We start from the raw sequence: 20157 nt of genomic DNA, 5'->3' as shown, positions 1-20157 counted from the left end.
TGTGAGCCGTACTGATGAGCGATCCTCCGGCCCGTTCCCAGACCCTCCCGACGCGTCCTCTGTCGAGCCGCGGGGGCACGGGCTGCGGCTGTGCTCCTGGGACGCCGAGTCCGACGCCGATGTCGAGGCGTGGCTGCGGGGGCGTACCGATCCCGACTTCCGGCGGTGGAACACGCCCCTGGTGTGGGACGAGACCTTCGAGGGCGCCAGGCAGTCGCTGCGGCGGCGGGCCGAGTCCGACGCGGAGGGCACGACCGTGGCCTTCCGGATCACGGACGCGGAGAGCGGCGCGACCCTCGGGCAGGTCGGGCTGAGCGGGATCGACGCGTTCATGCGCAGGGCCGTCATCGGGTACTGGGTGCTGCCCGAGGCCCGTGGCCGCAGGGTCGCCACCCGGGCCCTCGACCTAGCCGCCCGCTGGACCTTCACCGAACTCGGCATCCACCGGCTCGAACTCGACCACGTCGTCGGCCATGCCGCGTCCTGCCGTATCGCCGAGCTGTGCGGGTTCCGGTACGAGGGGCTCCTGCGCGGGGCGGCGTTCGCCGAGGGGCGCCAGGACGCCTTCCGGGACGCCCACCTGCACGCACGACTGGCCACCGACCCGGCCCCGGAGGGGATCCGATGAGTGAGCTGTACGAAGAAGTCGACGATCCCGACGGGTACTTCGGGGAAGCCGTCGCCGCCCACTACGACGGCGCCCCGGACGACCCCTCCGACGAGGTGTTCGGCCCGGAGGCCGTGGACCCCGTGGTGGACCTGATCGCCGGTCTCGCGGGCGGGCCGGGAGCCGAAGGGGGCGCGCGGGCACTGGAGTTCGGCGTCGGCACCGGGCGGATCGCGCTGCCGCTCGCCCGGCGGGGCGTGCCCGTGCACGGCATCGACCTGTCGCGGGCCATGGTCCGGCGGATGCGGGCCAAGCCGGGCGGCGAGGACATCGGGGTCACCATCGGGGACTTCGCGACGACCCGGGTCGGGGGCCCCGGTTTCACGGTCGCCTACCTGGTCTTCAACACGATCAACAACCTGCTCACGCAGGACGCCCAGGTGGACTGCTTCCGCAACGCCGCCGCGCACCTCGTGCCCGGCGGCCGTTTCGTGATCGAGGTCGGGGTGCCGGACCTGCGCAGGCTGCCGCCGGGGCAGAACGCGGTGCCGTTCCGGGTCGGGCCGACCCGGCTGGGGTTCGACACGTACGACGTCGCGACGCAGGGCCTGCGGTCGCACCACATGATGGTCGTCGACGGGCGGACGGTGTACCGGACGATTCCGTTCCGGTACGTCTGGCCGGCCGAGCTGGATCTGATGGCCCGGCTCGCCGGGATGCGGCTGCGGGACCGGTGGGCGGGGTGGAAGGGGGAGCCCTTCACGCACGACAGCACCGCGCATGTGTCCGTGTGGGAGAAGGTCTGAGGGCCGAGGGAGGCACAGGGCAAGGTCAGGGCCAGAGCAGCGCCTTCGCCCAACCGTCGCCATCCCGGCGGTAGTCGAGGCGTACGTGTCGACGCCGTGCGTCGCCCTGGAAGAACTCCACCTCGTCCGGTTCCACGACGTACGCCGTCCAGGACGGCACCGGCACGTCCGGGTCCCGCTCGGCCCGCGCCCAGGCGGCCTCCGAGGCGCGCTCCAACTCCTCGTACGAGGGCAGGACTTCGCTCTGGTGACCCACGAGCGCGGCGGCCAGCGCACCCGTCGAGCGGGCGTGCAGGTCGGCGTGGGCGACCTCGGCGGGCTCGACCGTGACACGGCCCCGCACCCGTACCTGGCGGCCGAGGAGGGGCCAGTAGAAGCCGAGGGAGGCGTACGGCCGGTGCGCGAGCTGGCGGCCCTTGCGGCTTCCGGCGTGGGAGGCGAAGTGCCAGCCGCGCGCGTCCACGTCGTGCAGCATCACCGTACGGACGTCCGGGCGCCCCTCCGCGTCCGCCGTGGCCAGCGACATCGTGTGCGGCTCCACCTCCCCGGCCGCCACGACCTCGCCGAACCAGGTCGAGAAGAGCGGCACCGGCTCGGCGGGGGCCGTGGCCGGGTCGAACAGCGGCAGCGCGCTGACCTGCGGATCCCAGACGCGCAGGCCGCGCAGCGTCTGGACGAACTCGGACGACGGGCAGGGCGCGGGTGCGGCCCCGGCCTCGGCCTGGGGCGGGGACCCGGCCTGGGACTGGTCCTGCGACTGGGCCTGGGGCCGGGAAGGGGGATCGATCATGGGTGGGACGGTCTCACACCGTGCCCAGGTCGGACGAGACCCACCGCTCGGGCCGCATGTGGATGACGACCTGGTCGCCGTGGTTCGCGGAGGAGAACTCGACATAGCCGTCGACCTTCTCGGGCGGTAGGTAGCGCGCGGTGATCTCCCGGAGCTCGTCGAGGGTGGCGGGGGTCGTGTCGGTGACGGGGCCCTCGACGGAGACGTAGCGGATCGTGGGTTCCAGCCGCTCGATCATCAGGGTGAAGCGTCCGGCGGTCTGGATCAGCCGGTTCTTGCGGGAGTCCCGACCGGTCATGACCCAGATGTCACCGCCGGGCTCGTACTGGTACCAGATCGGCACCGTCAGCGGGGCCCGCCCCTCTCCCGCGTCCACTGCCAACGCGGCCACGTGCGCCTCGGCCAGAAACTCCTCGCGCTCCTTGCGGGACAGTGCCATGCCACTTCCTCCGGGATGCCTCGGGATGTCGGCGCCTGCGAGTCGGTTCAGCGCACCGGCCCCGCTCCCTATTCCGGACCACGCGCCTTGTCCCCGGACCACGCGCCTCCCGGCCTCCCAGGACCTCCGGTCCTTCACTCCCGCCCCAGGACCACCGTCCCCGAGGAGCAGAACCAGCCGCCCGTGCCCGAGGCGACCGCCAGGCGGGGGAGGTCGCCGGTGCGGGTGCGGATCTGGCGGGCGTCGGCCTCGCCGCGTAGTTGGCGTACGGCCTCGACGAGGAGGAAGAGGCCGCGCATCCCGGGGTGCTGGGCGGAGAGGCCGCCGCCGTCGGTGTTGACGGGGAGGTCGCCGGTCAGGGTCAGACGGTCCTTCTCCACGAACGCCCCGCCCTCCCCCTTGGCGCAGAACCCGAGGTCCTCCAGGGTCACCAGGGTCATGTACGTGAAGGCGTCGTAGATCTCGGCGAAGTCGATCTCGGAGGGGCGCACTCCGGCGCGTTCGAAGGCCAGGCGCCCGCTGACCGCCGCCGGGGAGACGGTGAAGTCGGGCCACTCGGACATGGTCGTGTGGGAGGTGTACTCACCGGTGCCGAGGATCCAAACGGGCGTGGTCGGCCGGCAGTCCCGTACGTACTCCTCGGCCGCCAGCACGACCGCCGCGCCGCCGTCGGAGCGGATGCAGCAGTGCAGCTTGGTGAAGGGGTCGGCGATCGGCGCGGACGACAGCACGTCGTCGACGGTGATCGGGGTGCGGAACATGGCCTCGGGGTTCGCCGCCGCGTTCGTCCGGGCCTGCACGGCCACCGAGGCCAGCTGTTCCAGCGTCGTGCCGTACTCGTGCATGTGGCGGCGCGCGGCCATGGCGTACTTGGCTATCAGGGTGTGCCCGTAGGGGACCTCGTACTGGAGCGGGCCGCGCGCGCCGAAGGAGAGGTTGCCGGTCCGGCGGCCCGCCTTGACGTCCGCGCGGGCCGTGGAGCCGTAGACGAGGAGGACGACGTTCGCGTGGCCGGCGGCGATCGCGTCCGCCGCGTGGGCCGCCATGACCTCCCAGGTCGAGCCGCCGACGGAGGTGGAGTCCACCCAGGTGGGCCGCAGCCCCAGGTACTCCGCCACCTCCACCGGCGCCAGCGTCCCCAGTCCGGCCGAGGCGAGGCCGTCGATGGCCGAGCGCTCCAGCCCCGCGTCGGCGAGGGCCCGGCGGGCCGCCTGCGCGTGGAGGGCGTACGGGGTCGCGTCGTCCACCCGGCCGCAGTCGGAGAGGGCGACGCCGACGATCGCGACGTTCCGGCCGGTGTTCCGCGTGGCGCTCCGCGTGGGGTTCTGCGTGGGGTTCTGTGTGGGCTTCTGTGTGGCAGGCACAGCGGTCATGAATCTGACGGTACATCAGATAAGCGAGGCTGCCGCCCTGTGCGGTAACTCCATGCGGCAACCCTGTGCTTCACTCGCCATCGCCCCTAATATGACGGACCGTCAGATCTGGAGAACGTTGGCTGGGAACCGAAGGGGGACCGCCCATGGACGCCCGCTTCACCGCCGAGCAGGAGGAGATCCGGCGCACCGTGAGGGAGTTGCTGCTCAAGCGCTGTGGTCCGGAGGAGGTCCGGGCCGCCGTGCGGACGGGGGAGGGGTACGACGGCGGGCTGTGGGCCGCCCTCTCCGACCAGCTCGGCCTGCCGGGGCTCGCGCTCCCCGAGGCGTACGGCGGCGTCGGATGTTCGGTGACCGAACTTGCGCTGTCGGTGGAGGAGTTGGGGCGGTCGCTCGCACCTTCGCCCCTGCTGTCCAGCTCCGTCCTCGTGGCCCCCTTGATCCTCGCTCTCGGCACCGAGCGGCAGCGCGCCGAGCTGCTGCCGCCGCTCGCCTCCGGCCGGCTCACCGCCGCCCTCGCGGTACCGGGCGGCGCCCTGCCCATCGCACTGGCCCTGACCGCCGACAACCAGGGCGCGTGGTCCGGCGGTGGCCGGGCCGGCGGCGTCCAGGCGCGCCGGGCCGGGGACGGGTGGCGGCTGTACGGGGAGGCCGGGCAGGTCCTCGACGGGCACAGCGCGGGGCTGCTGGTCGTCGCCGCGCACGCCGGGGGGTACGCCCGCTCGCGGACGCTGCTGTTCCTGGTGCGGGCGGGGGAGGAGGACAGCGGTGGTGGTGGCGGGGCCGCTTCCGGGGTCGTACGGGTGCGGCTGACCTCCCTCGACGAGACGCGACCGGTGGCCCGGCTCGAACTGCGCGATGTGCGAGCCGAGTTGCTGGGCGACGACGACACGGCGGACATACCGGCCGCCCTGGCCGGTGTCGGGGAGGCGGCGGCCGCCGTGCTCGCCGCGGAGGCCGTGGGCGCGGCCGACCGGGCGTTGGAGCGGACGGTGGCGTATGTACGGCAGCGGGAGCAGTTCGGGCGGCCGATCGGGTCGTTCCAGGCGGTGAAGCACCGGCTCGCGGATGTCTACGTGGGGGTGCGGGCCGCCCGGTCGGCGGCGTACTACGCGGCCTGGGCGGCCGCGGCCGACTCCCCAGGAACGGACGGTCGTGGCCGGCGGGGCGGTGAACGGGTCGGCGGGCTGGCCCTCGCCCAGGCCCTGGAGGCCCTGCGGGTGGCCGCAGGGGAGGGGATCCAGCTCCACGGGGGGATCGGGTTCACCTGGGAGCACGAGGCGCAGTCGTACTTCAAACGGGCGGCGGGGGACGAGCTGCTCTTCGGGCCGGTGCACCGGCTGCGGGGGCGGGCGGCCGACGCGGCGGGGGTCTTCACGGGCGAGGGCGGGGAGCACGAGGGCCGGGAACGTGACGGCCGGGGTGGTGGTGGGCGGGCCCCCGGTGGGCGGGAGCTCGACGGACAGGGCGTACGCGAGGAGGTGCGGGGCTGATGGCTGCGAGGGGTACGGCGGGGATGACCGACGGGATCAAGGACATGGGCGTACGGCTGGTGCAGAAGGTGTCCTCGGCACCCGCGTTCGCCCGGGTCGCGCCGCACGTCATACCCGCCCTGGACCGGGCGGTGCACCGGGTCACCCGGGGCCGTGTGCTGCTCAGCGCGCAGTTGCTGCCCGGGGTCGTCCTGACCGCGACCGGCGCGCGCAGCGGGGTGCCGCGTCGTACGCCGCTGGCCTGTATGCCCGAGGCGGAGGGCGGCAGTTGGATCCTCGTGGGGTCGAACTTCGGCCGCCCCGGCCATCCCGCCTGGAGCGCCAACCTGCTGGCCCATCCAGACGCCGAGATCAACTGGAAGGGGCAGGACATCCCCGTCACCGCGCATCTGCTGGCGGGCGCGGAACGGGCCGCCGTCTGGCAGGAGTTGCTGCGGTTCTGGCCGCCCTACGCGACGTACCAGGCCCGGATCGACCGGGAGATACGGGTGTTCCGGATCGTACGGCGCTGAGCCGCGGGCCGGATGAGTCGCGGGCTGTGTCCGCCGCGGGCCGGGTGAGCCATGGGCCGGGTGAGTCGCGGGTCCCGAACGGGGCGTGGGTCCCGAACGGGGCGTGGGTCCCGGTCCCCTGAACGCGGCAGGCGGCACTCCTCGGGTGAGGGTGCCGTCTGCGTGACAGGAATCGCGTCCGGGGGCGTGCCCGGGGGCTCCTGCCTACTTCGTGGGCTTCTTGCCGGTGATGCCCAGGTGGACCAACAGGGCCAGGTTGGGCTTCAGTTCGGCCTGCTTCACGCCCCAGGACTGGAAGCCCTTCTGGTGGCCGGAGACCGAGGCGAGCATGGCGACCAGGGAACCGGCCAGGGCCCCCGGGTTCACGTCCTTGTCGACGCGGCCCTTGGCCTGGAGTTCGGCGACCGTCTCCGAGAGGGAGTTGGTGACCGAGTTCAGGATCTTCATGCGGATCTTGTAGAAGCGTTTGTCGCCCTCGGCGGCGCCCAGGTCGACGACGCGGAGGATGGCGTCGTTCTTGCGCCAGAACTCCAGGAAGCCGTCGACGAGTTCCTGGGCGGTCTGCCAGCCGGCCTTGCCGACCCAGGAGCGGCCTTCGAGCAGGCGCGTCAACGTGGCGCCCTCGGTGGCCATTTGCTCGGCGATCTCCAGGACGGCGCCCTCGACGTCCGGGAAGTACTGGTAGAAGGTCGCGGGTGAAGTGCCCGCCTTCCGGGCGACATCAATGACTTTGACGTCCCGGTAGGGCGACGAGCTGAGCATCTCGCTGAGGCAGTCGAGCAGCTTCTGCCGGGTCGCCTGCCCTCGTCGGCCGGCCACGCGGCCGTCGACGGTACGCACTTGTCCTGTCATGCCGTCAGCTTACCGAGGGGTGATCGGAGCGCGATTCGGCCGACTGCAAATGGGGAGTGTGGGCTTCACCAAGGGGTTCGTGCGGTGGGCATCAGGGGGCTTGGCCATTTTCTTTCGCCCCCGCCGCCCTTACCCGTCCCTTCCCCAGGGGCTGCCGCCCCTTCGACCCCGCCCTCGGTGCGTTCTTCGGGTGCGGGTGGGTGGGGCTTCTCGCGCAGTTCCCCGCGCCCCTGAAGGGGCCTTCGGCCCTTCATCGACACGAACCACCCGCACCCGGCGATGCACAGGCACCCCCATCCCACCCCCCGTCGGCGACAGAGCGTCGCGCGGTCGGACGCGCCCCGCGCGCGTGTCGGCTCGTGCGCCCTTACCTTGGCGTCATGGCCGATGAGACCGGGGGCGTCGCCGGGACGGGAAACGCTCCGTATCCCGAGGGCGTGCCCTGTTGGGTGGACGCCCAGCTGCCCGACGTCGAGGCGGGCAAGCGGTTCTACGGCGAACTCTTCGGGTGGACCTTCTCGGTGGCCCCCGGAGACGGCGCGCACGAGGTGTGGGCGCACCTCGACGGCGCCCCCGTCGCCGCCCTCGCCCCCAAGCCCGACGGCCGCCTCCCCACCGTGTGGACCGTCCACTTCGCTACCCCGGACGCGGTCGCCCTCACCGCCCGGATCGTCGCGGCCGGCGGCCAGGTGATCACCCCGCCGACACCGGTCGGCGGCCTCGGCACGGCCGCGCTCGCCACGGACCCGGAGAGCGCGGTCTTCGGCCTCTGGCAGGGCGCCGCGCACCCCGGCTTCGGCCGGCGTCACGAGCCCGGCACGTTCGCGTGGGCCGAGCTGTACACCCGTGACACCAAGGCCGCCAACTCCTTCTACGCGCACCTCTTCCACGACGCCCTCTTCGGCCCGGACGCCACCCCCGACTTCGGCCGCGCCACGCTCACGGACGTCTTCCCGGCGGAGATGCCTCCGCATTTCCTGGTCCACTTCCGGACGGAGGACCGCGAGGCCGCGCTCGGCGCGGTCAGCCGGCTCGGGGGCCGGGTGCAGGTGCCGCCCTTCGACACCTCGTACGGAAATGTGGCGGTCGTCACGGACAATCAAGGCGCGTCGTTCGCGCTGCTCCAGCAGAGGGACGACAACGGCTGGTGGGAGGCCCCGCGGGCGGCGGATCAGGTCGAACAGCGTCCGGACGAACTGCGGCAACAGGGGGACGACCAGCGCGAGGACGAGGCGCGGCCGGAGGGGGAACGTACGGAGAACGGCCCGGAGGACGACGCTGACCAGCGGGAAGAGCGCGGAGGCGGGGGTCGCTGACGGCTCTCGGGTGGGGCGGCGGTCGGGTCGTCGCGCGGGGCGCGCAGGGGGCGCCGGGCGGACGGACGTACGGGGTTGTGCGCCGGTGGTACGCGGTCCGCCGCACTGTCCCACCATCCGGGCTCCCACTTCCCGAGGGGCGGACAACGTGGTTTTGTCCTGAGACACCCCGTTCCGCACCCGGGTTCGCAACCTGCCCCCGGTAGCAGGAAGAATCGGGGTGCGTGCCGCCATGGCGGTGCGGTGGTGAGACGCTGCACGGGGGTCGCGCGCACAACGTGGGTGACGCGGTCCGTACGGGGAGGTGGCAGGGCAAGTGGTGGATCAGCTGACGCAGCACGATCCGCGGCGGATCGGGCCGTTCGAGGTGCTGGGACGGCTGGGGGCCGGCGGCATGGGGCTGGTCTATCTGGCGCGCTCCGCGTCGGGTCGGCGCGTGGCGATCAAGACCGTGCGGACCGAGCTCGCGGAGGACCAGCTCTTCCGGGTCCGTTTCACGCGTGAGGTCGAGGCGGCCCGCGCGGTGTCCGGCTTCTACACGGCGGCCGTGGTCGACGCCGACCCGCGGGCCGCCGTGCCGTGGCTGGCGACCGCGTACGTCCCCGCGCCCTCGCTCGAGGAGATAGTGAACGACTGCGGGCCCATGCCGGTCCAGGCCGTCCGCTGGCTCGCCGCGGGCGTGGCCGAAGCCCTCCAGTCCATCCACGGCGCCGGACTCGTGCACCGCGACCTGAAGCCGTCCAACGTGCTCGTCGTCGAGGACGGGCCGCGCGTGATCGACTTCGGTATCGCCTCCGGTGTATCGAACACGCGTTTGACGATGACGAACGTCGCCGTCGGCACCCCGGCGTACATGTCGCCCGAACAGGCGAAGGACTCGCGGAGCGTGACCGGCGCGAGCGACGTCTTCTCGCTCGGCTCGATGCTGGTGTTCGCCGCCACCGGGCACGCGCCCTTCCACGGCGCCAACCCCGTCGAGACCGTGTTCATGCTGCTGCGCGAGGGCCCCGACCTCGCCGGCCTGCCGGACGAGCTGCGCCCCCTCATCGAGTCCTGTATGCAGATGGACCCGACCGCGCGGCCGGGCCCCGCCGACCTCCAGGCGCAGCTCGCGCCCCACCTCTTCGGCTCCGGCTCGGACGACAGCGGTACGGCGTCGGCGTGGCTGCCCGAGAAGGCGGTCAGCCTGATCGAGACGCGCCGGGGCGGACGCCCGGCGCCCAAGGCGCAGAACACCGGCGGCCGCAGCGGAGGTGGCGCCCGCCCCGCGCCCGTACCCCCGCCGCCGCCCTCGTACGACCCCGCGCCCGTCCCGTCCGGCGCCCCCGACACCGGGCCGGTGCGGCTCGCCGGCGGTCAGGTCCCCATCGGGCCCGGCCCGCGCGTCGCCGACGCCCGTGCCGCCGCCGTGAAGGCGCCCCCTCCCGAGGCCGGTCTCGCCGCGTCCTGGTCCCGGCCGCGCGCCGGCGTGAACGGCGCCGACCCCGCGCCCGCCGTGGCCCCGCCCGCCCCGGAACCGGCCGCCTCCGGCTGGCGCCCCTGGCGTTTCCGCATGTCGAACGATGTCTGGGGCACCCCGTCGGTGGCCGGCGACCTCGTCTACGTCACCTCCTTCGAGGTGCACGCCCTGGACGTGGCCACCGGGCGGCGCCGCTTCAAGACGCGCGACGTCGCGTGGTCGATGGCGGTCGCGGACGGACGTATCCACGCCTCCGACGGCCCGACCCTCTTCGCGCTCGACGCCCGCGAGGGCGCCGACCTGTGGCGGCTGTCCACCGAGGCGTGGGTGTACTCGCTGAAGGCCGACCGGGGCACGGTGGTCACCGCCACCCGGGGCGGCGGTGTCCAGGGCTGGGAGGCCTCCAACGGGCAGAAGCTGTGGGAGCTCACCGGCGCGCAGACCGACTTCGAGTCCCCGGAGGCCGGGCCGGTCGTCCAGGACGGCACGGTGTACATCTGGAAGGACGCCCGGCTGCGCGCGCTTGAGGCCCGTACGGGTGAGGAGCGCTGGTCGTACCCCATCGGCGACGCGGCCTCCTGCGGCGGCGTCCCGGTGAGGCTGACCCCGGCCTCCGACGGCTATGTCTACATCGCCGCCGGGAGCCGCGTCCTCGCCGTCGACATCGCCGGCGGCCATGTCCGCTGGCACTTCGAGGCCCCGGCGGTCTTCCTGTCCGCCCCCACGTTCGCGCCGGGCCCCGCCGTCACGGGCGGCGGGGTCTACCTCGCCGACTACCTCGGCACGGTCTACGCCCTCGACGCGACCGACGGCCGCGACCGCTGGCGCATCGCGACGGAGTCCCGCTCCTCGCTGGAGCCGGTCCTGGTGGCCGCCGGGCACGTCCACGTCGGCAGCGGCAAGGGGCTCTACACCCTCGACGCGGTCACGGGCACGCCGAAGTGGCGCTTCCAGGCGGGCGGCGAGATCGTGGGCGCGCCGTCGGTGGCGGAGGGCCGCATCCACTTCGGTTCGACCGACCACCTCCTGTACACGCTGAAGGCCGACGACGGCCGCCTCCGCTGGAAGCTCGCGACCGGCGGCGAGATCACCGGCTCGCCGGTCGTCAAGGACGGCGTCGTGTACGCGTGCAGCAAGGACCGCTGCGTGTACGCCCTGGATGCGGAGAAGGGGACGGGCACGGCGCGCACGACGTAGGCCGCGCGGCGGTGGACGGCCGCGCGGCGGTGGACGGCCCCGCGCGGACCGGGACACGGCCCGCGGCCGAAACCGGTATGGTGTCGTGCACCTGTCACCGCCGCGGTTGTTCCGTTTGCGTGCCTGTGACATCAAATCGACGCTACTCAACGGGGGTTGAGCAACGTGAAATCTCGTCATGTCCGAGCCGTCGCCGTATTCGGCATCGTCGTCTTCGCTCTCACCGGGGCCCGCGGCTCCGGCGGGGGAGGCTGCTCGGGAGGCTCGTCCTCCTCGTCCAGCTCCAGCAGCGGCGGCTCCAGCAGCGGAGGATCCGACAGCGGCTCCACGTCCACCTCGGGCGGCAGCACCACCGTGGGGACGGGCGGCTCGTCGAGCTCCCAGCGCGGCGCCGCGAGGGACCTGAAGATCGAGACCTGCACCTACGACAACGGCCTCGTCTCCCGGGTCCGCGCCACCAACAGCAGCTCCACCAGCACCTACTCGTACGAGTTCGACCTGGAGTTCACGGACGCGAGCGGCACCGTGCTGCACACCGCCGAGGACAACAGCATCCCGTCGGTGCCGCCGGGCGAGTCCGCCACCGTCGATGTGAAGGCGCCCGCCGGCACGGTCGACGACGGCGCGAGCGGCGGCAGCTGCAAGCTGACCGACCTGGAGCGCTCCTCCTTCTGAGCCGGGTCGACAACTGAACACCGGAGAAGAACTGCACATGAGAGCGGGTATGAGGTCCTCACTCGCCGCGACGCCCCGGACGGTTCCGTCCGGGGCGTCGCGGCTCGGCTGGCTGGACGCCTTGCGCGGCATCGCCGCGCTCGTCGTGGTGTTCGACCACTCGTCGTACTCCTTCATGGCGGAGTTCCGCCGGGAGTTGATGCCGGAGTTCAACACCAGCCGCTACGGCATCATGGTGTTCTTCCTGGTCAGCGGCTACATCATCCCCGCGTCGCTGGAACGCCGGGGCTGTGTGAGGACGTTCTGGACGGGCCGTCTGTTCCGGATCTACCCGCTGTGCGCGGCCGTCGTCGCCGGTCTGATCGCGGCCGACCACCTGGGCGTGGCGGAGATCCGGGACTTCGGCGGGCAGAGCCTCGCCTCGGTGGCGGTGGCCCATCTCACCCTGTTCCAGGAGCTGTTGGGCACCCCCAATCTCCTCCTCGTCCTGTGGACCCTCTCGTACGAGATGGCCTTCTACCTGCTGGTCGTCGGGCTGTTCACGGTGCGTCAGCACCGGCGCTCGGGCCTGGTCGCCGTCACCCTGGCGGGGTTCGCCGCGCTGAGCGTGGCGGCCGGGTTCACGCTCCCGGCGTCCGCCCTCTCCGAGGAGTTCGGCACCGGCCGGCTGATCGCCCTCGCGGCGGTCGTGATGGTCGTCGCCATCTGCTGCGCGAGCACCGGGTCGACCGTGCTGCGGGTGTTCGGGGGGTTGCTGGGTGGGGTCCTCGCCCTGTCCCTGGTCGCCCTCAACGGGACGGTCCCGGTGTGGGAAGGGCTGGTGATCCTCGCTGTGATGTTCCTCGGTACGGCCGTGTACCGGGCCGACACCGGGCAGAGCGGCTGGGCGTGGGCGGGATGCGCTGCGGCCCTGGTGGTCGCCTGCGCGGTGGGGAGCGCGTATGTCGACGGCGACGGGGGCCACTTCACCCGGCGCGCCTGGATCGTGTCCTTCCTGCTGGCCGTGGCCACCTTCGGCATCGGGCTGGCGGTGCGCCGCCGGCGGATCCCGCGTCTGCTCACGTTCCTGGGCACGATCAGCTACTCGGTCTACCTGGTGCATCCGCTGCTGCTGGCGGTGAGCGACGGCACGATCGGCCGCCGCCGCCACGACGACCTCGTCCTCGAAGTGGCTTTCTACGCGGTGCTGTTGCCGGTGTGCGTGCTGACGTACTACTGCGTCGAGGCACCGGCCCAGCGATGGGGGCGCCGCCTGACACGCCGCGACGCCCCGGACCGGGTGGGGTCCGGGGCGTCGGTGTCGGAGCGAGTGGGTTAGACAGGTGCACCGCGGATGCCTCGCCGGAAGAGATCCGGCGAGGCATCCGTGACAGGTGGAGCTCGTCTCAGCGCACGTAAGGGAGGTCGAATCCGGCCTCGCGCGAAGCCGATTCATACGTCGACAGCATCGACGCGACCGTTGACCGGATCTCCCCCAAGGAAAAGCCTGCCTCCTCCAGGTCTCCCGAACCCAGATGTTCGGCCAACTCCTCGACGGCCTCCTGAAGCACCTTCAGAGAGTCTCCCTGTACGGCCAGTGCCGGATAGCGGCGGTTCGGCAGACCGACCACCGCGTAGTTTCCCGAGACGGCCAGGACCGTGGCTGAGGTTTCCTGTTCGTTCATCCCTAACCCTGTGGATAGAAGGTGATATGGGGCCTGCTGGTGTCGAGCGGCCCGGTGAAGATGTCCTGCCGCCGCCCGACGCCCAGTGTGACGTCGGCCTTTGGCAGCGAGCTCGACACGGAGTGCTTCTTACGGCTGTTGATGCCCGTGATCACATAGTCCCAGTCGGACTCGCCATGCCATCCCTTCGGGTTCGACGACGACCGCGGCCCCAGTGTCCGGCTACCGACAACCGAGATCGGCTTCCCGATCCGGTTCGCGGCGTTCTGGATCCGAGCCCTCTCCGATCCGGAGAGATTCGCCATGTTCGCGCCTGCCCCGACGGACGGCCCACAGGCCGGCGTCGAGTTGTGCACGAGGACCGGTGTCTCTCCCGCCAGCACGTAGTACGTGTGAAGGTCCGCCACGGTGAGGTTGTGCACCGTGGCCGACTGGGTCCACTGACGGACGCCGGTGATCCGGACGACGGTTCCGTCGGACGCGTCGAGTCGCTCTCCGACCTTCAGGTCCGTGGCGTCGACCCAGGCGCCGAGTTCCGGGACCCAGAAGGGGTGACCGGCTGTCGCGGTGACCGAAGCGGTGTTCTTCCCGCCACCGGTCTCGAGGGACAGGGTGATCCTGACCAGGTCCTTCCGGCCCTCGCCGGCGATCTCGGCGGTGACCGTCTTGACGGTGGTGCGGCCCGTCCTGGGATCCGTGGCGAGGACCTTGTCCCCGGTCCGCACGTCCTCGATGGCCTTGGTCGTGCCGTCGGCCATGAGCACGTGGGTGCCCGGGACGAAGCTGTTGCAGGGCTTCACGGCGCCGCGGGCTCCGCCCACGTAGGCCAGCAGCGCGGTGGCGACGACGTCCTTGATGACGTTGCCCCGGGCGACGGCCGCGGCCTTCTCGTTGCACTCCTCGGCGTTGTAGACGCAGTAGGTGGCCGCGAGTTCCTTGGCCTTCTCGACGTCCTTGCCGCCGTGGAGGACGTACAGGTAGGCCTGACGGCATCCCTCACGCCCGTAGCAGGCAGTGCCCTCCTGGCCCTTCTGTGACGACTCGTAGACCGGGTTGTACCAGAAGTCGTCCGTGAACTCCCCGTTCATCCGGGGGGACCAGTACTGGTCCGCCAGGACGTCGATGTCGTTCGTCACCGGGGTGTTCGCCGTCACCCAGTACTTCTTCGCCGCCTGGGAGCGCTTGTAGATGTTGCCGCGGCGGTAGTCGGTCGTGCCGGACTTCGGGTCGTAGCCGACTTCCTTCTGGGTCTTCTTGCTGCAGTTCGCGAGGGAGTACTGGCAGGAGTTGGGCTTGGACCCGATCTCCGTGCCCGCCGGGTCGGAGTGGGTCAGCGGGTTGTTGTTGGCGTAGGTGTAGCCGTGCATCTGCTGCGGGTCGGTGGCCGTGAAGACCGGGTCGACCGACAGGAAGCGGCCCAGGGCGGGGTCGTACTCGCGGGCGCCGAGGTGGGTGAGGCCGGTGGCTTTGTCGATCGTGCCGCCCACGAAGCCCTTGGTGCCGGGCCAGTTGGTCGGCTCGGTGCCGCGCGGCCCGCCGAAGGGCAGGGTACGGCGCTGGGTCAGGGCCTGGGTGGTCGCGTCCACGGACAGCTGGGCCGTGCCGTGGTGGTCGGCCAGGGCGAAGGAGATCTTCCCGTCGTTGGCCTGGACGGCCGTGTGGCCGCCGCCGAGGTCGAAGTAGCGGGTGCCCTTGGGGGCTGTGGACCCCTTGGCCAGGGTGACCTCCGTGGCGCCGAGGTACAGCGTCGTCTCGGTCGGCGTCCGGCCGATCAGCCGGTTGCCCTCCGTGTCGTACAGATACTCGGTGACCTTGTCGCTACCGCCCTCCACGGGTTCGGTGACCTTCGTCAGATGGCCCTCGGTGTCCCAGTCCAGGGTCTGGGAGGTGCCGTCGGCCAGCAGCCGGGTGTGGGTGTTGCCCGCGTCGTCGTAGCCGAAGCTGTCAGTGGACTTCACGGTCCCGGTGGTGTTGTCCACCGAGGTCAGCGCGTGCGGGCGCACGGCACCCGGGTCCGGGTAGTGGTACTCCCGCTCGGTGTCGGAGCCGCCGGCCGTGGTGGCGTGCTCGGTCTCGGTGAGCCGGTTGCCGACCTTGTCGTAGGTGTAGGACGTCCAGTACGGGGCCGGGCCGCCCACCGCACCCGTGGTGGGAGTGGCGACACAGCCAGTCGTCGACTGGGCCCAGGCCTCCTTCACCCGGCCGAGGTGGTCGTAGGTGAAGCACTGGTTGTCGGTGCCGGAGCGGGAGGTGTCGGAGACGGACAGGACATTGCCGGCCTCGTCGTACTTGTAGGTGTTGAACTGGTCGACACCCGAGACGTCCTGGCGGTCCACCCGCGAGGTCTCGAGCCGCTGGGTGCCCCACTGGTAGGTGTTGGTCTCGTACGTCGCCTTTCCGCCGTTCGCGGCCAGGGAGTACTGCAACGGCTTGCCGGTGAGGCTGTAGCTGGTGCTCGCGGTCAGGTTCAGCGGGCCGCTGATCCCGACGGGCCGCAGCGTGCGGTCCTCGTAGGTGTAGGTGACGGTGTTCGCGGCCAGGTCACCGGCCTTGGGGTAGCCGACGCCCTGGACCGTGCCCGAGTCGTTGTACGTGGTCGCCGAGAGGTAGGTGCCCTGGAGGCCCCCCTCGGAGGACGGGATGGTGACGGAGGTGCGCAGCGGACGGTACAGCCGGTCGTAGGCGACGACGCTCGACTTGTACTCCTGGCCGCCGCTGAAGCGGGAGCTGGAGGCGAGCTGGCCCTTGGCACCGCTGATCGTGTCGTACACCCACTTGGCGCGGAGCGTCCCGGAGGACGAGTTGTCCCGCATCTCGGTCTTGCGGCCCAGACCGTCGTAGACGTAGGCCAGGGTGCCCTGCGGGTTCCTGGAGAGGGTCATCTGGGACCGGTCGTCGTAGTCCAGGTGCCCGGCGCCCTTGTCCGGGTCCGTGGTGTCGGTGAGCCGGCCCATCAGGTCGTACTTCCACGTCCAGGCGTTGCCCGCCGGGTCATTGACCTTCGTCAGTTCACCGCGCGGCGAGTAGTCGTACGACGTGGTGTCGTAGGCCGCGTCGGCTGAACGCGAGTGCAGCTGGCGCAGTTCGGTGGTGCGGCCTCGGGCGTCGACGACGGTGGTCTGCGCGGTGCCGCCGACGGGCGGGATGACCGTGGTGCGGTCGCCGCCGTAGAGGGTCCTGGTGACGCCGAGGACAGCTCCGCCGTCGCCGTTGCCGGCGATCTGCTTCATCTCGGTCACCCGGCCGAGGCCGTCGTAGGTGTACCGGCTCTGGGTCTCCACGCTCAGCGCGTCAGCGGGCTTGAAGAGCGTGCTCGACGGCGCGGCGGTGATGTAGTAGGTGGCGAACTCCTTCGCGGTCAACCCGCGTTCGTCGTAGAAGGTGTCCGCGAGGAGCGTCCCTCCGCCCGGGCCGGGTTCCTGTGTCTGGCGGGGCCGCAGGAAGCCGTCGTAGAGGGTGTAGCTGGTGTCCTGCGCACCCGAGTTGCCGATGGTCTTCGTGCCCACCGCGACCGGCTTGCCGTCGGTGATCGTGTAGGTGAACTCGTAGCTCGGGGTCTGGCCCGTTGTCCGGTCCGGCAGCCACACCTTCGTGGCGCGGCCCAACGCGTCGTATGCGTAGGTCGTGACCTTGCTGTTGGTGTCGGTCTCGGTGAGCGGCAGCCCCCGCAGCGCCTCGTAGGTGGTGCTTGAGGTCTGTGCCGTCGTGCTGTCGCCCGCGGTGGCGGGCGGGGTGGTCACCGTGCTGCTCGTCGCGAAGCCCGTGGCCGGGGTGTACGCGGTGGTGGTGGTCCGTCCGCCGGTGCGGGCGGTCCGGGTGAGTGCGCCGGCGGCGGTGACGGTGACGTCGGCGGTCAGGTCGGTGGTGGTCAGCGCCCGGCCGTAGCCGTCGAAGGTGGAGCTGGACTCCAGGTAGACCGCGCTGGTGCCGTTGTACGTCTTGAGCTTCGCGGTCCTGGTGGCGTCGCCCTTGGTCGCCGCGGCGCCGTACGCCCCGCCGTCGTAGGCGGTGCGGACGTCGGAGATGACGTCGTCCGGCCGGTTGGTGGTGGCGTCGCACGCCTTGGCGACCGTCTCGACCCGTGCCGGGGTGGCCAGGGGGACGCTGCCGGTGACATAGGTGGTGCGGGTGCACTGGTTGTCGGCGGCGGTCGTCGTGTCGCCCAGGTCCTCGCTCTGCACGACCAGGCCGGTGGCGGGGTCGTGGGTCTCGGAACCCGAGGTGGTGCGCCACTTGGCGCCGGCGCCGTCGTCCAGCGAGGTCCACGACTTGGAGGAGGCGGTGCCGGTGAAGTTCGCGGTGACCGTGCCCCAGTCGCGGACCTTCTTCGCGGTCTCCTTGTACCAGGGGCGGCTCACCGACTTCTCGAGGACCTTGCCGCCGGGACCGGAGTAGGTGACGGTCTTGTAGGCGAAGCCGGCCTGCGACTCGTGGTCGGTGATCGGGTCGCCCTCGCCCGAGTCGAGGGTGACGGAGACGCTCTTGGTGCCGCCGGAGGGCTCCTTGCGGTCGCCGTCCATGCCGCGCAGGAAGTACGAGTCCTGCTGCGTCTTCATGGCCGAGGCGCCGCCCTGGCCGCCCGTGCGTACCCGCACGTGGCCGTAACCGCGCCACTGCGACCAGGTCCGCAGCTTGGCCTTGGACATCCCGTCGTCATCGTCGTAGTGCCAGGCGGCGCCGTCCAGGTAGTCGTACATGGTGACCTGGTCGGGCGAGCCGCCCGTGCGGTCGGTCGCGGTGACCGTGTCGACGACGTACTTGTTGAACCACTGCAGCTCGGGGTCGTCGCTCGAACTGCCGCCGATGTACTGCGGGAAGCAGCGGGTGGTGTTCGTCTGCGGGGTCGGCAGCGCGTCGAAGTCGCAGACCGGGGCGGAGTAGTTGACGTCGACCTGGCCGCCCGAGTCGTCGGCGATCGTGGACAGCCGGTCCTTGATGTACGGGGCGTAGCCGTCGCCGGTCTTGTCCAGCCGGTTGGCCAACTGGGTGTAGGCGAAGGTGGTCTTCGGCAGGGTGATCGAGGCCGTGCCGTCATGGCCGGTGCGCTGGACGGAGTCGAGCAGCAGCTGGTAGTCGGTGTCGGCCATGCCCCAGCGGTGGGTCAGCTTCCAGGAGTCGACGTTGTCGTAGGCGCTGCCGTCATAGACCTGGGTGGCGACCTCGGTGAGCCGCTTGCGGGTGAAGAACGCCGGGGAGTACCGGCCGTCGTCGCAGTCGGTGCCCGCCTCGCAGTTCAGGTCCCAGGGGGTGTCGTACCAGTACTGGGAGTCCGAGGAGATGGACGAGCAGGTGGTGGAGCTGTCGGCGATGCACCGCTCGCTGCTGGTGAGGTCGACCTTGGCCAGCGCCTTCGCCGAGTACATGGCGGTGGACTTCAGCCCGTACTCGACGCGGTCCAGGGTGCCGCCGCGGACGTACGGGGTGTCGTCGGCGGCGGTCACGTTGCGGCCGTAGGAGTTGGTCTCCTTGTCGTAGTAGTACGCGACCGCGTTGCCGCGCCGGTCCACGACGTAGTCCAGGTTCCAGCGCCAGCCCTGCTGGCACCAGGACGACGCGAACGTCGAGGCGTTGCAGGGTTCGTCGGCGTTGTTGCCGAAGACCGGCACCGTCCACGTCGAGTCCGTGGTCTCGTTGCCGCTCGCCCAGCCCGGCAGGCGGTTGTAGCCGAAGAAGTACCTCGTGCCGTCGGGTGTGGTGACCCGCCAGTACTCGTCGTTGCGGGCGCCGTTGGAGCGCACGTCGGACGACGAGCCGTAGATCCGGTCGATCTTCGTGCCGTCGTCGTTCTGCAGCTTCCAGGAGTTGGTCCCGTTGGGCACCAACTCGCCGCCGGAGCCGTTCAGCGACAGGGTGGCGTTGTCGTACGCCCAGCACAGGTCGCCCGGCTCCTTGCCGTCGGCGTTGGTCGCCCCGTCCTTCTCGCAGCTCTTGTAGCTGCGTTCGATGAATCCGGGCGCCAGGTCGAAGCCGTCGCCGACCCAGGACGCCTGGTTGTTGCTGTTGCCGGTCCGGCCGTCGACACCGCCGGAGGAGTACGACAGTCCGACCTGCGGCGTCAGCCCGCCGGGCACCTTCGGCACCGCCATGTCGTACGACCAGGCGAACGAGCCGCTGCTCAGGTCCGTGTTCCAGGTCGAGGAGGCCGACAGGGACGTGGCCTTGTAGTCACCCTTGTCGCTGCTCGCCGACGCGGTCGCCGCCAGCACGGTCGCCGTGCCGGCGCTGAGGGCGACCGACTTCGTTGTCAGGGTCTGCTTGTCGGTGTCGTTGACGGTCTCCAGCGGCCGCGTGGTGCGGCACTTGGCCTTCTGCGGTGTGGTGAGTGCGCAGGCGGGGAGCTGGACGAGGCCGAGGCGGTCGGCGTAGCCGCCGCCGTAGAGGCCGGCGAAGGAGGAGTAGTCGAGTCCGGCGCGGACCTTGCCGGTGTGCTGCTTGGTGTTCTGCTGGGGTGTCAGGGTGAAGACGGGGCCGTCGACGCCGGTCTTGCGTGCGGCCTTCTTGGACAGGGTGCGCACGGTGTAGGTGCCGCCGGCGGCGTCCGAGGTCTTCTTGACGCGGGTGTCCAGGGTAAGGGGGAGTCCCTCGACCCGGGTGGTGTCCTTGTCGAGGGTGACCGTCGCGCTGGTCGCCTTGGGCCAGCTGGTGGCCGGGGCCTTGGCAGGAGTGCGGGGGCCCTTCGTGACCGTGCGCGGTACGGCCTTGCCGGCCGGGCCGCCGGCGACGGGGTCCTCGGCCTGCGGCAGCGCGGGCTTGCGCCAGGCCGGCTGGGCGACGGCGGGAACGCCGGACGCCTGTATCAGCGTGCCGGTCAGCACGGTGGCGGAGGCGAGTGCCACCCACCGCCACGGCCGGCCCGTTCTCCTGCGTGGTCTGGTCGTCATCCGAGTCTTTTCCTCCCGTTGGGTGCTCCGCGGGCAGGGGAGAGCCAGGTGCGGCGGAGCGAAGAAGTCAGTCGGGGAACGGGGCCGGCCGCG

The 20157-nt window shown here is 71.5% G+C and carries 14 protein-coding genes; 8 read left to right on the top strand and 6 right to left on the bottom strand.

Features of this window, described 5'->3' with window-relative positions; all coding sequences use genetic code 11:
* Position 1 precedes the first annotated feature (1 nt).
* Positions 2-628, top strand: coding sequence for a GNAT family N-acetyltransferase (locus tag HW837_RS30860; RefSeq protein ID WP_045556107.1), 627 nt, complete (start codon positions 2-4; stop codon positions 626-628).
* Entirely contained in the window at positions 625-1413 is a 789-nt protein-coding gene (locus HW837_RS30855) for a class I SAM-dependent DNA methyltransferase (RefSeq protein ID WP_193380388.1), read from the top strand. The genes HW837_RS30860 and HW837_RS30855 overlap by 4 nt, the downstream gene beginning before the upstream one ends.
* 25 nt (positions 1414-1438) lie before the next feature.
* Here the strand turns inward: HW837_RS30855 and HW837_RS30850 are convergent, their stop codons facing one another.
* The 3 genes from HW837_RS30850 to HW837_RS30840 form a co-directional block, all read right to left on the bottom strand.
* Positions 1439-2203 carry a pyridoxine/pyridoxamine 5'-phosphate oxidase gene (locus HW837_RS30850; protein WP_193380387.1) on the bottom strand — a complete coding sequence of 255 codons (765 nt, stop codon included), beginning with the start codon at positions 2201-2203 and terminating at the stop codon, positions 1439-1441.
* 13 nt (positions 2204-2216) lie between these two features.
* A complete protein-coding gene (locus HW837_RS30845; RefSeq protein WP_045556110.1) occupies positions 2217-2642 on the bottom strand; it encodes a pyridoxamine 5'-phosphate oxidase family protein in 426 nt (141 codons plus the stop codon).
* A gap of 134 nt (positions 2643-2776) precedes the next feature.
* On the bottom strand, positions 2777-4015 hold the full coding sequence (locus HW837_RS30840; RefSeq protein ID WP_234442442.1) for a thiolase C-terminal domain-containing protein: 1239 nt from the start codon (positions 4013-4015) through the stop codon (positions 2777-2779).
* Positions 4016-4161: 146 nt separating this feature from the next.
* On the opposite strand from HW837_RS30840, the gene HW837_RS30835 reads away from it, so the two are divergent.
* Together HW837_RS30835 and HW837_RS30830 are read left to right on the top strand one after the other, a co-directional pair.
* A complete protein-coding gene (locus tag HW837_RS30835; RefSeq protein WP_093789808.1) occupies positions 4162-5508 on the top strand; it encodes an acyl-CoA dehydrogenase family protein in 1347 nt (448 codons plus the stop codon).
* Positions 5509-5531: 23 nt separating this feature from the next.
* Positions 5532-6020 (top strand): nitroreductase/quinone reductase family protein, encoded by a 489-nt coding sequence (locus HW837_RS30830; RefSeq protein WP_045556111.1) that lies wholly within the window; start codon positions 5532-5534, stop codon positions 6018-6020.
* 204 nt (positions 6021-6224) lie between these two features.
* Here HW837_RS30830 and HW837_RS30825 read toward each other — a convergent pair whose 3' ends face one another.
* Entirely contained in the window at positions 6225-6872 is a 648-nt protein-coding gene (locus HW837_RS30825; protein ID WP_045556112.1) for a TetR family transcriptional regulator, read from the bottom strand.
* 380 nt (positions 6873-7252) lie between these two features.
* Here HW837_RS30825 and kbpA point away from each other — a divergent pair, with 380 nt between their 5' ends.
* The 4 genes from kbpA (at position 7253) to HW837_RS30805 (ending at position 12837) form a co-directional block, all read left to right on the top strand.
* Positions 7253-8188, top strand: a complete 936-nt coding sequence (gene kbpA / locus HW837_RS30820; RefSeq protein ID WP_045556113.1) for an AfsK-binding protein KbpA — start codon at positions 7253-7255, stop codon at positions 8186-8188.
* A 316-nt stretch (positions 8189-8504) separates the two neighbouring features.
* Positions 8505-10844, top strand: a complete 2340-nt coding sequence (locus HW837_RS30815; RefSeq protein WP_045556114.1) for an outer membrane protein assembly factor BamB family protein — start codon at positions 8505-8507, stop codon at positions 10842-10844.
* A 165-nt stretch (positions 10845-11009) separates the two neighbouring features.
* Positions 11010-11519 (top strand): hypothetical protein, encoded by a 510-nt coding sequence (locus tag HW837_RS30810; protein ID WP_159040872.1) that lies wholly within the window; start codon positions 11010-11012, stop codon positions 11517-11519.
* A 49-nt stretch (positions 11520-11568) separates the two neighbouring features.
* Positions 11569-12837 (top strand): acyltransferase family protein, encoded by a 1269-nt coding sequence (locus HW837_RS30805; RefSeq protein ID WP_193380386.1) that lies wholly within the window; start codon positions 11569-11571, stop codon positions 12835-12837.
* Positions 12838-12904: 67 nt separating this feature from the next.
* Here HW837_RS30805 and HW837_RS30800 read toward each other — a convergent pair whose 3' ends face one another.
* Together HW837_RS30800 and HW837_RS30795 are read right to left on the bottom strand one after the other, a co-directional pair.
* Entirely contained in the window at positions 12905-13183 is a 279-nt protein-coding gene (locus HW837_RS30800; protein WP_045556117.1) for a DUF6959 family protein, read from the bottom strand.
* 2 nt (positions 13184-13185) lie between these two features.
* Complete coding sequence (locus HW837_RS30795; RefSeq protein WP_193380385.1) at positions 13186-20064, bottom strand: polymorphic toxin-type HINT domain-containing protein; 6879 nt, start codon at positions 20062-20064, stop codon at positions 13186-13188.
* Between the last annotated feature and the right edge of the window lie 93 nt (positions 20065-20157).

This window comes from Streptomyces caniscabiei, from assembly GCF_014930365.1.
Classification (GTDB): domain Bacteria; phylum Actinomycetota; class Actinomycetes; order Streptomycetales; family Streptomycetaceae; genus Streptomyces; species Streptomyces caniscabiei.
This window is presented reverse-complemented; position numbering and strand designations above follow the sequence as displayed.

What these genes read in the sequence shown, in the direction of transcription:
- HW837_RS30855 (WP_193380388.1), top strand. Translation starts at nt 625, where the DNA reads ATGAGTGAGCTGTACGAAGAAGTCGACGATCCCGACGGGTACTTCGGG.
- HW837_RS30850 (WP_193380387.1), bottom strand. Translation starts at nt 2,203, where the DNA reads ATGATCGATCCCCCTTCCCGGCCCCAGGCCCAGTCGCAGGACCAGTCC.
- HW837_RS30845 (WP_045556110.1), bottom strand. Translation starts at nt 2,642, where the DNA reads ATGGCACTGTCCCGCAAGGAGCGCGAGGAGTTTCTGGCCGAGGCGCAC.
- HW837_RS30840 (WP_234442442.1), bottom strand. Translation starts at nt 4,015, where the DNA reads ATGACCGCTGTGCCTGCCACACAGAAGCCCACACAGAACCCCACGCAG.
- HW837_RS30835 (WP_093789808.1), top strand. Translation starts at nt 4,162, where the DNA reads ATGGACGCCCGCTTCACCGCCGAGCAGGAGGAGATCCGGCGCACCGTG.
- HW837_RS30830 (WP_045556111.1), top strand. Translation starts at nt 5,532, where the DNA reads ATGACCGACGGGATCAAGGACATGGGCGTACGGCTGGTGCAGAAGGTG.
- HW837_RS30825 (WP_045556112.1), bottom strand. Translation starts at nt 6,872, where the DNA reads ATGACAGGACAAGTGCGTACCGTCGACGGCCGCGTGGCCGGCCGACGA.
- kbpA (WP_045556113.1), top strand. Translation starts at nt 7,253, where the DNA reads ATGGCCGATGAGACCGGGGGCGTCGCCGGGACGGGAAACGCTCCGTAT.
- HW837_RS30805 (WP_193380386.1), top strand. Translation starts at nt 11,569, where the DNA reads ATGAGGTCCTCACTCGCCGCGACGCCCCGGACGGTTCCGTCCGGGGCG.
- HW837_RS30800 (WP_045556117.1), bottom strand. Translation starts at nt 13,183, where the DNA reads ATGAACGAACAGGAAACCTCAGCCACGGTCCTGGCCGTCTCGGGAAAC.
- HW837_RS30795 (WP_193380385.1), bottom strand. Translation starts at nt 20,064, where the DNA reads ATGACGACCAGACCACGCAGGAGAACGGGCCGGCCGTGGCGGTGGGTG.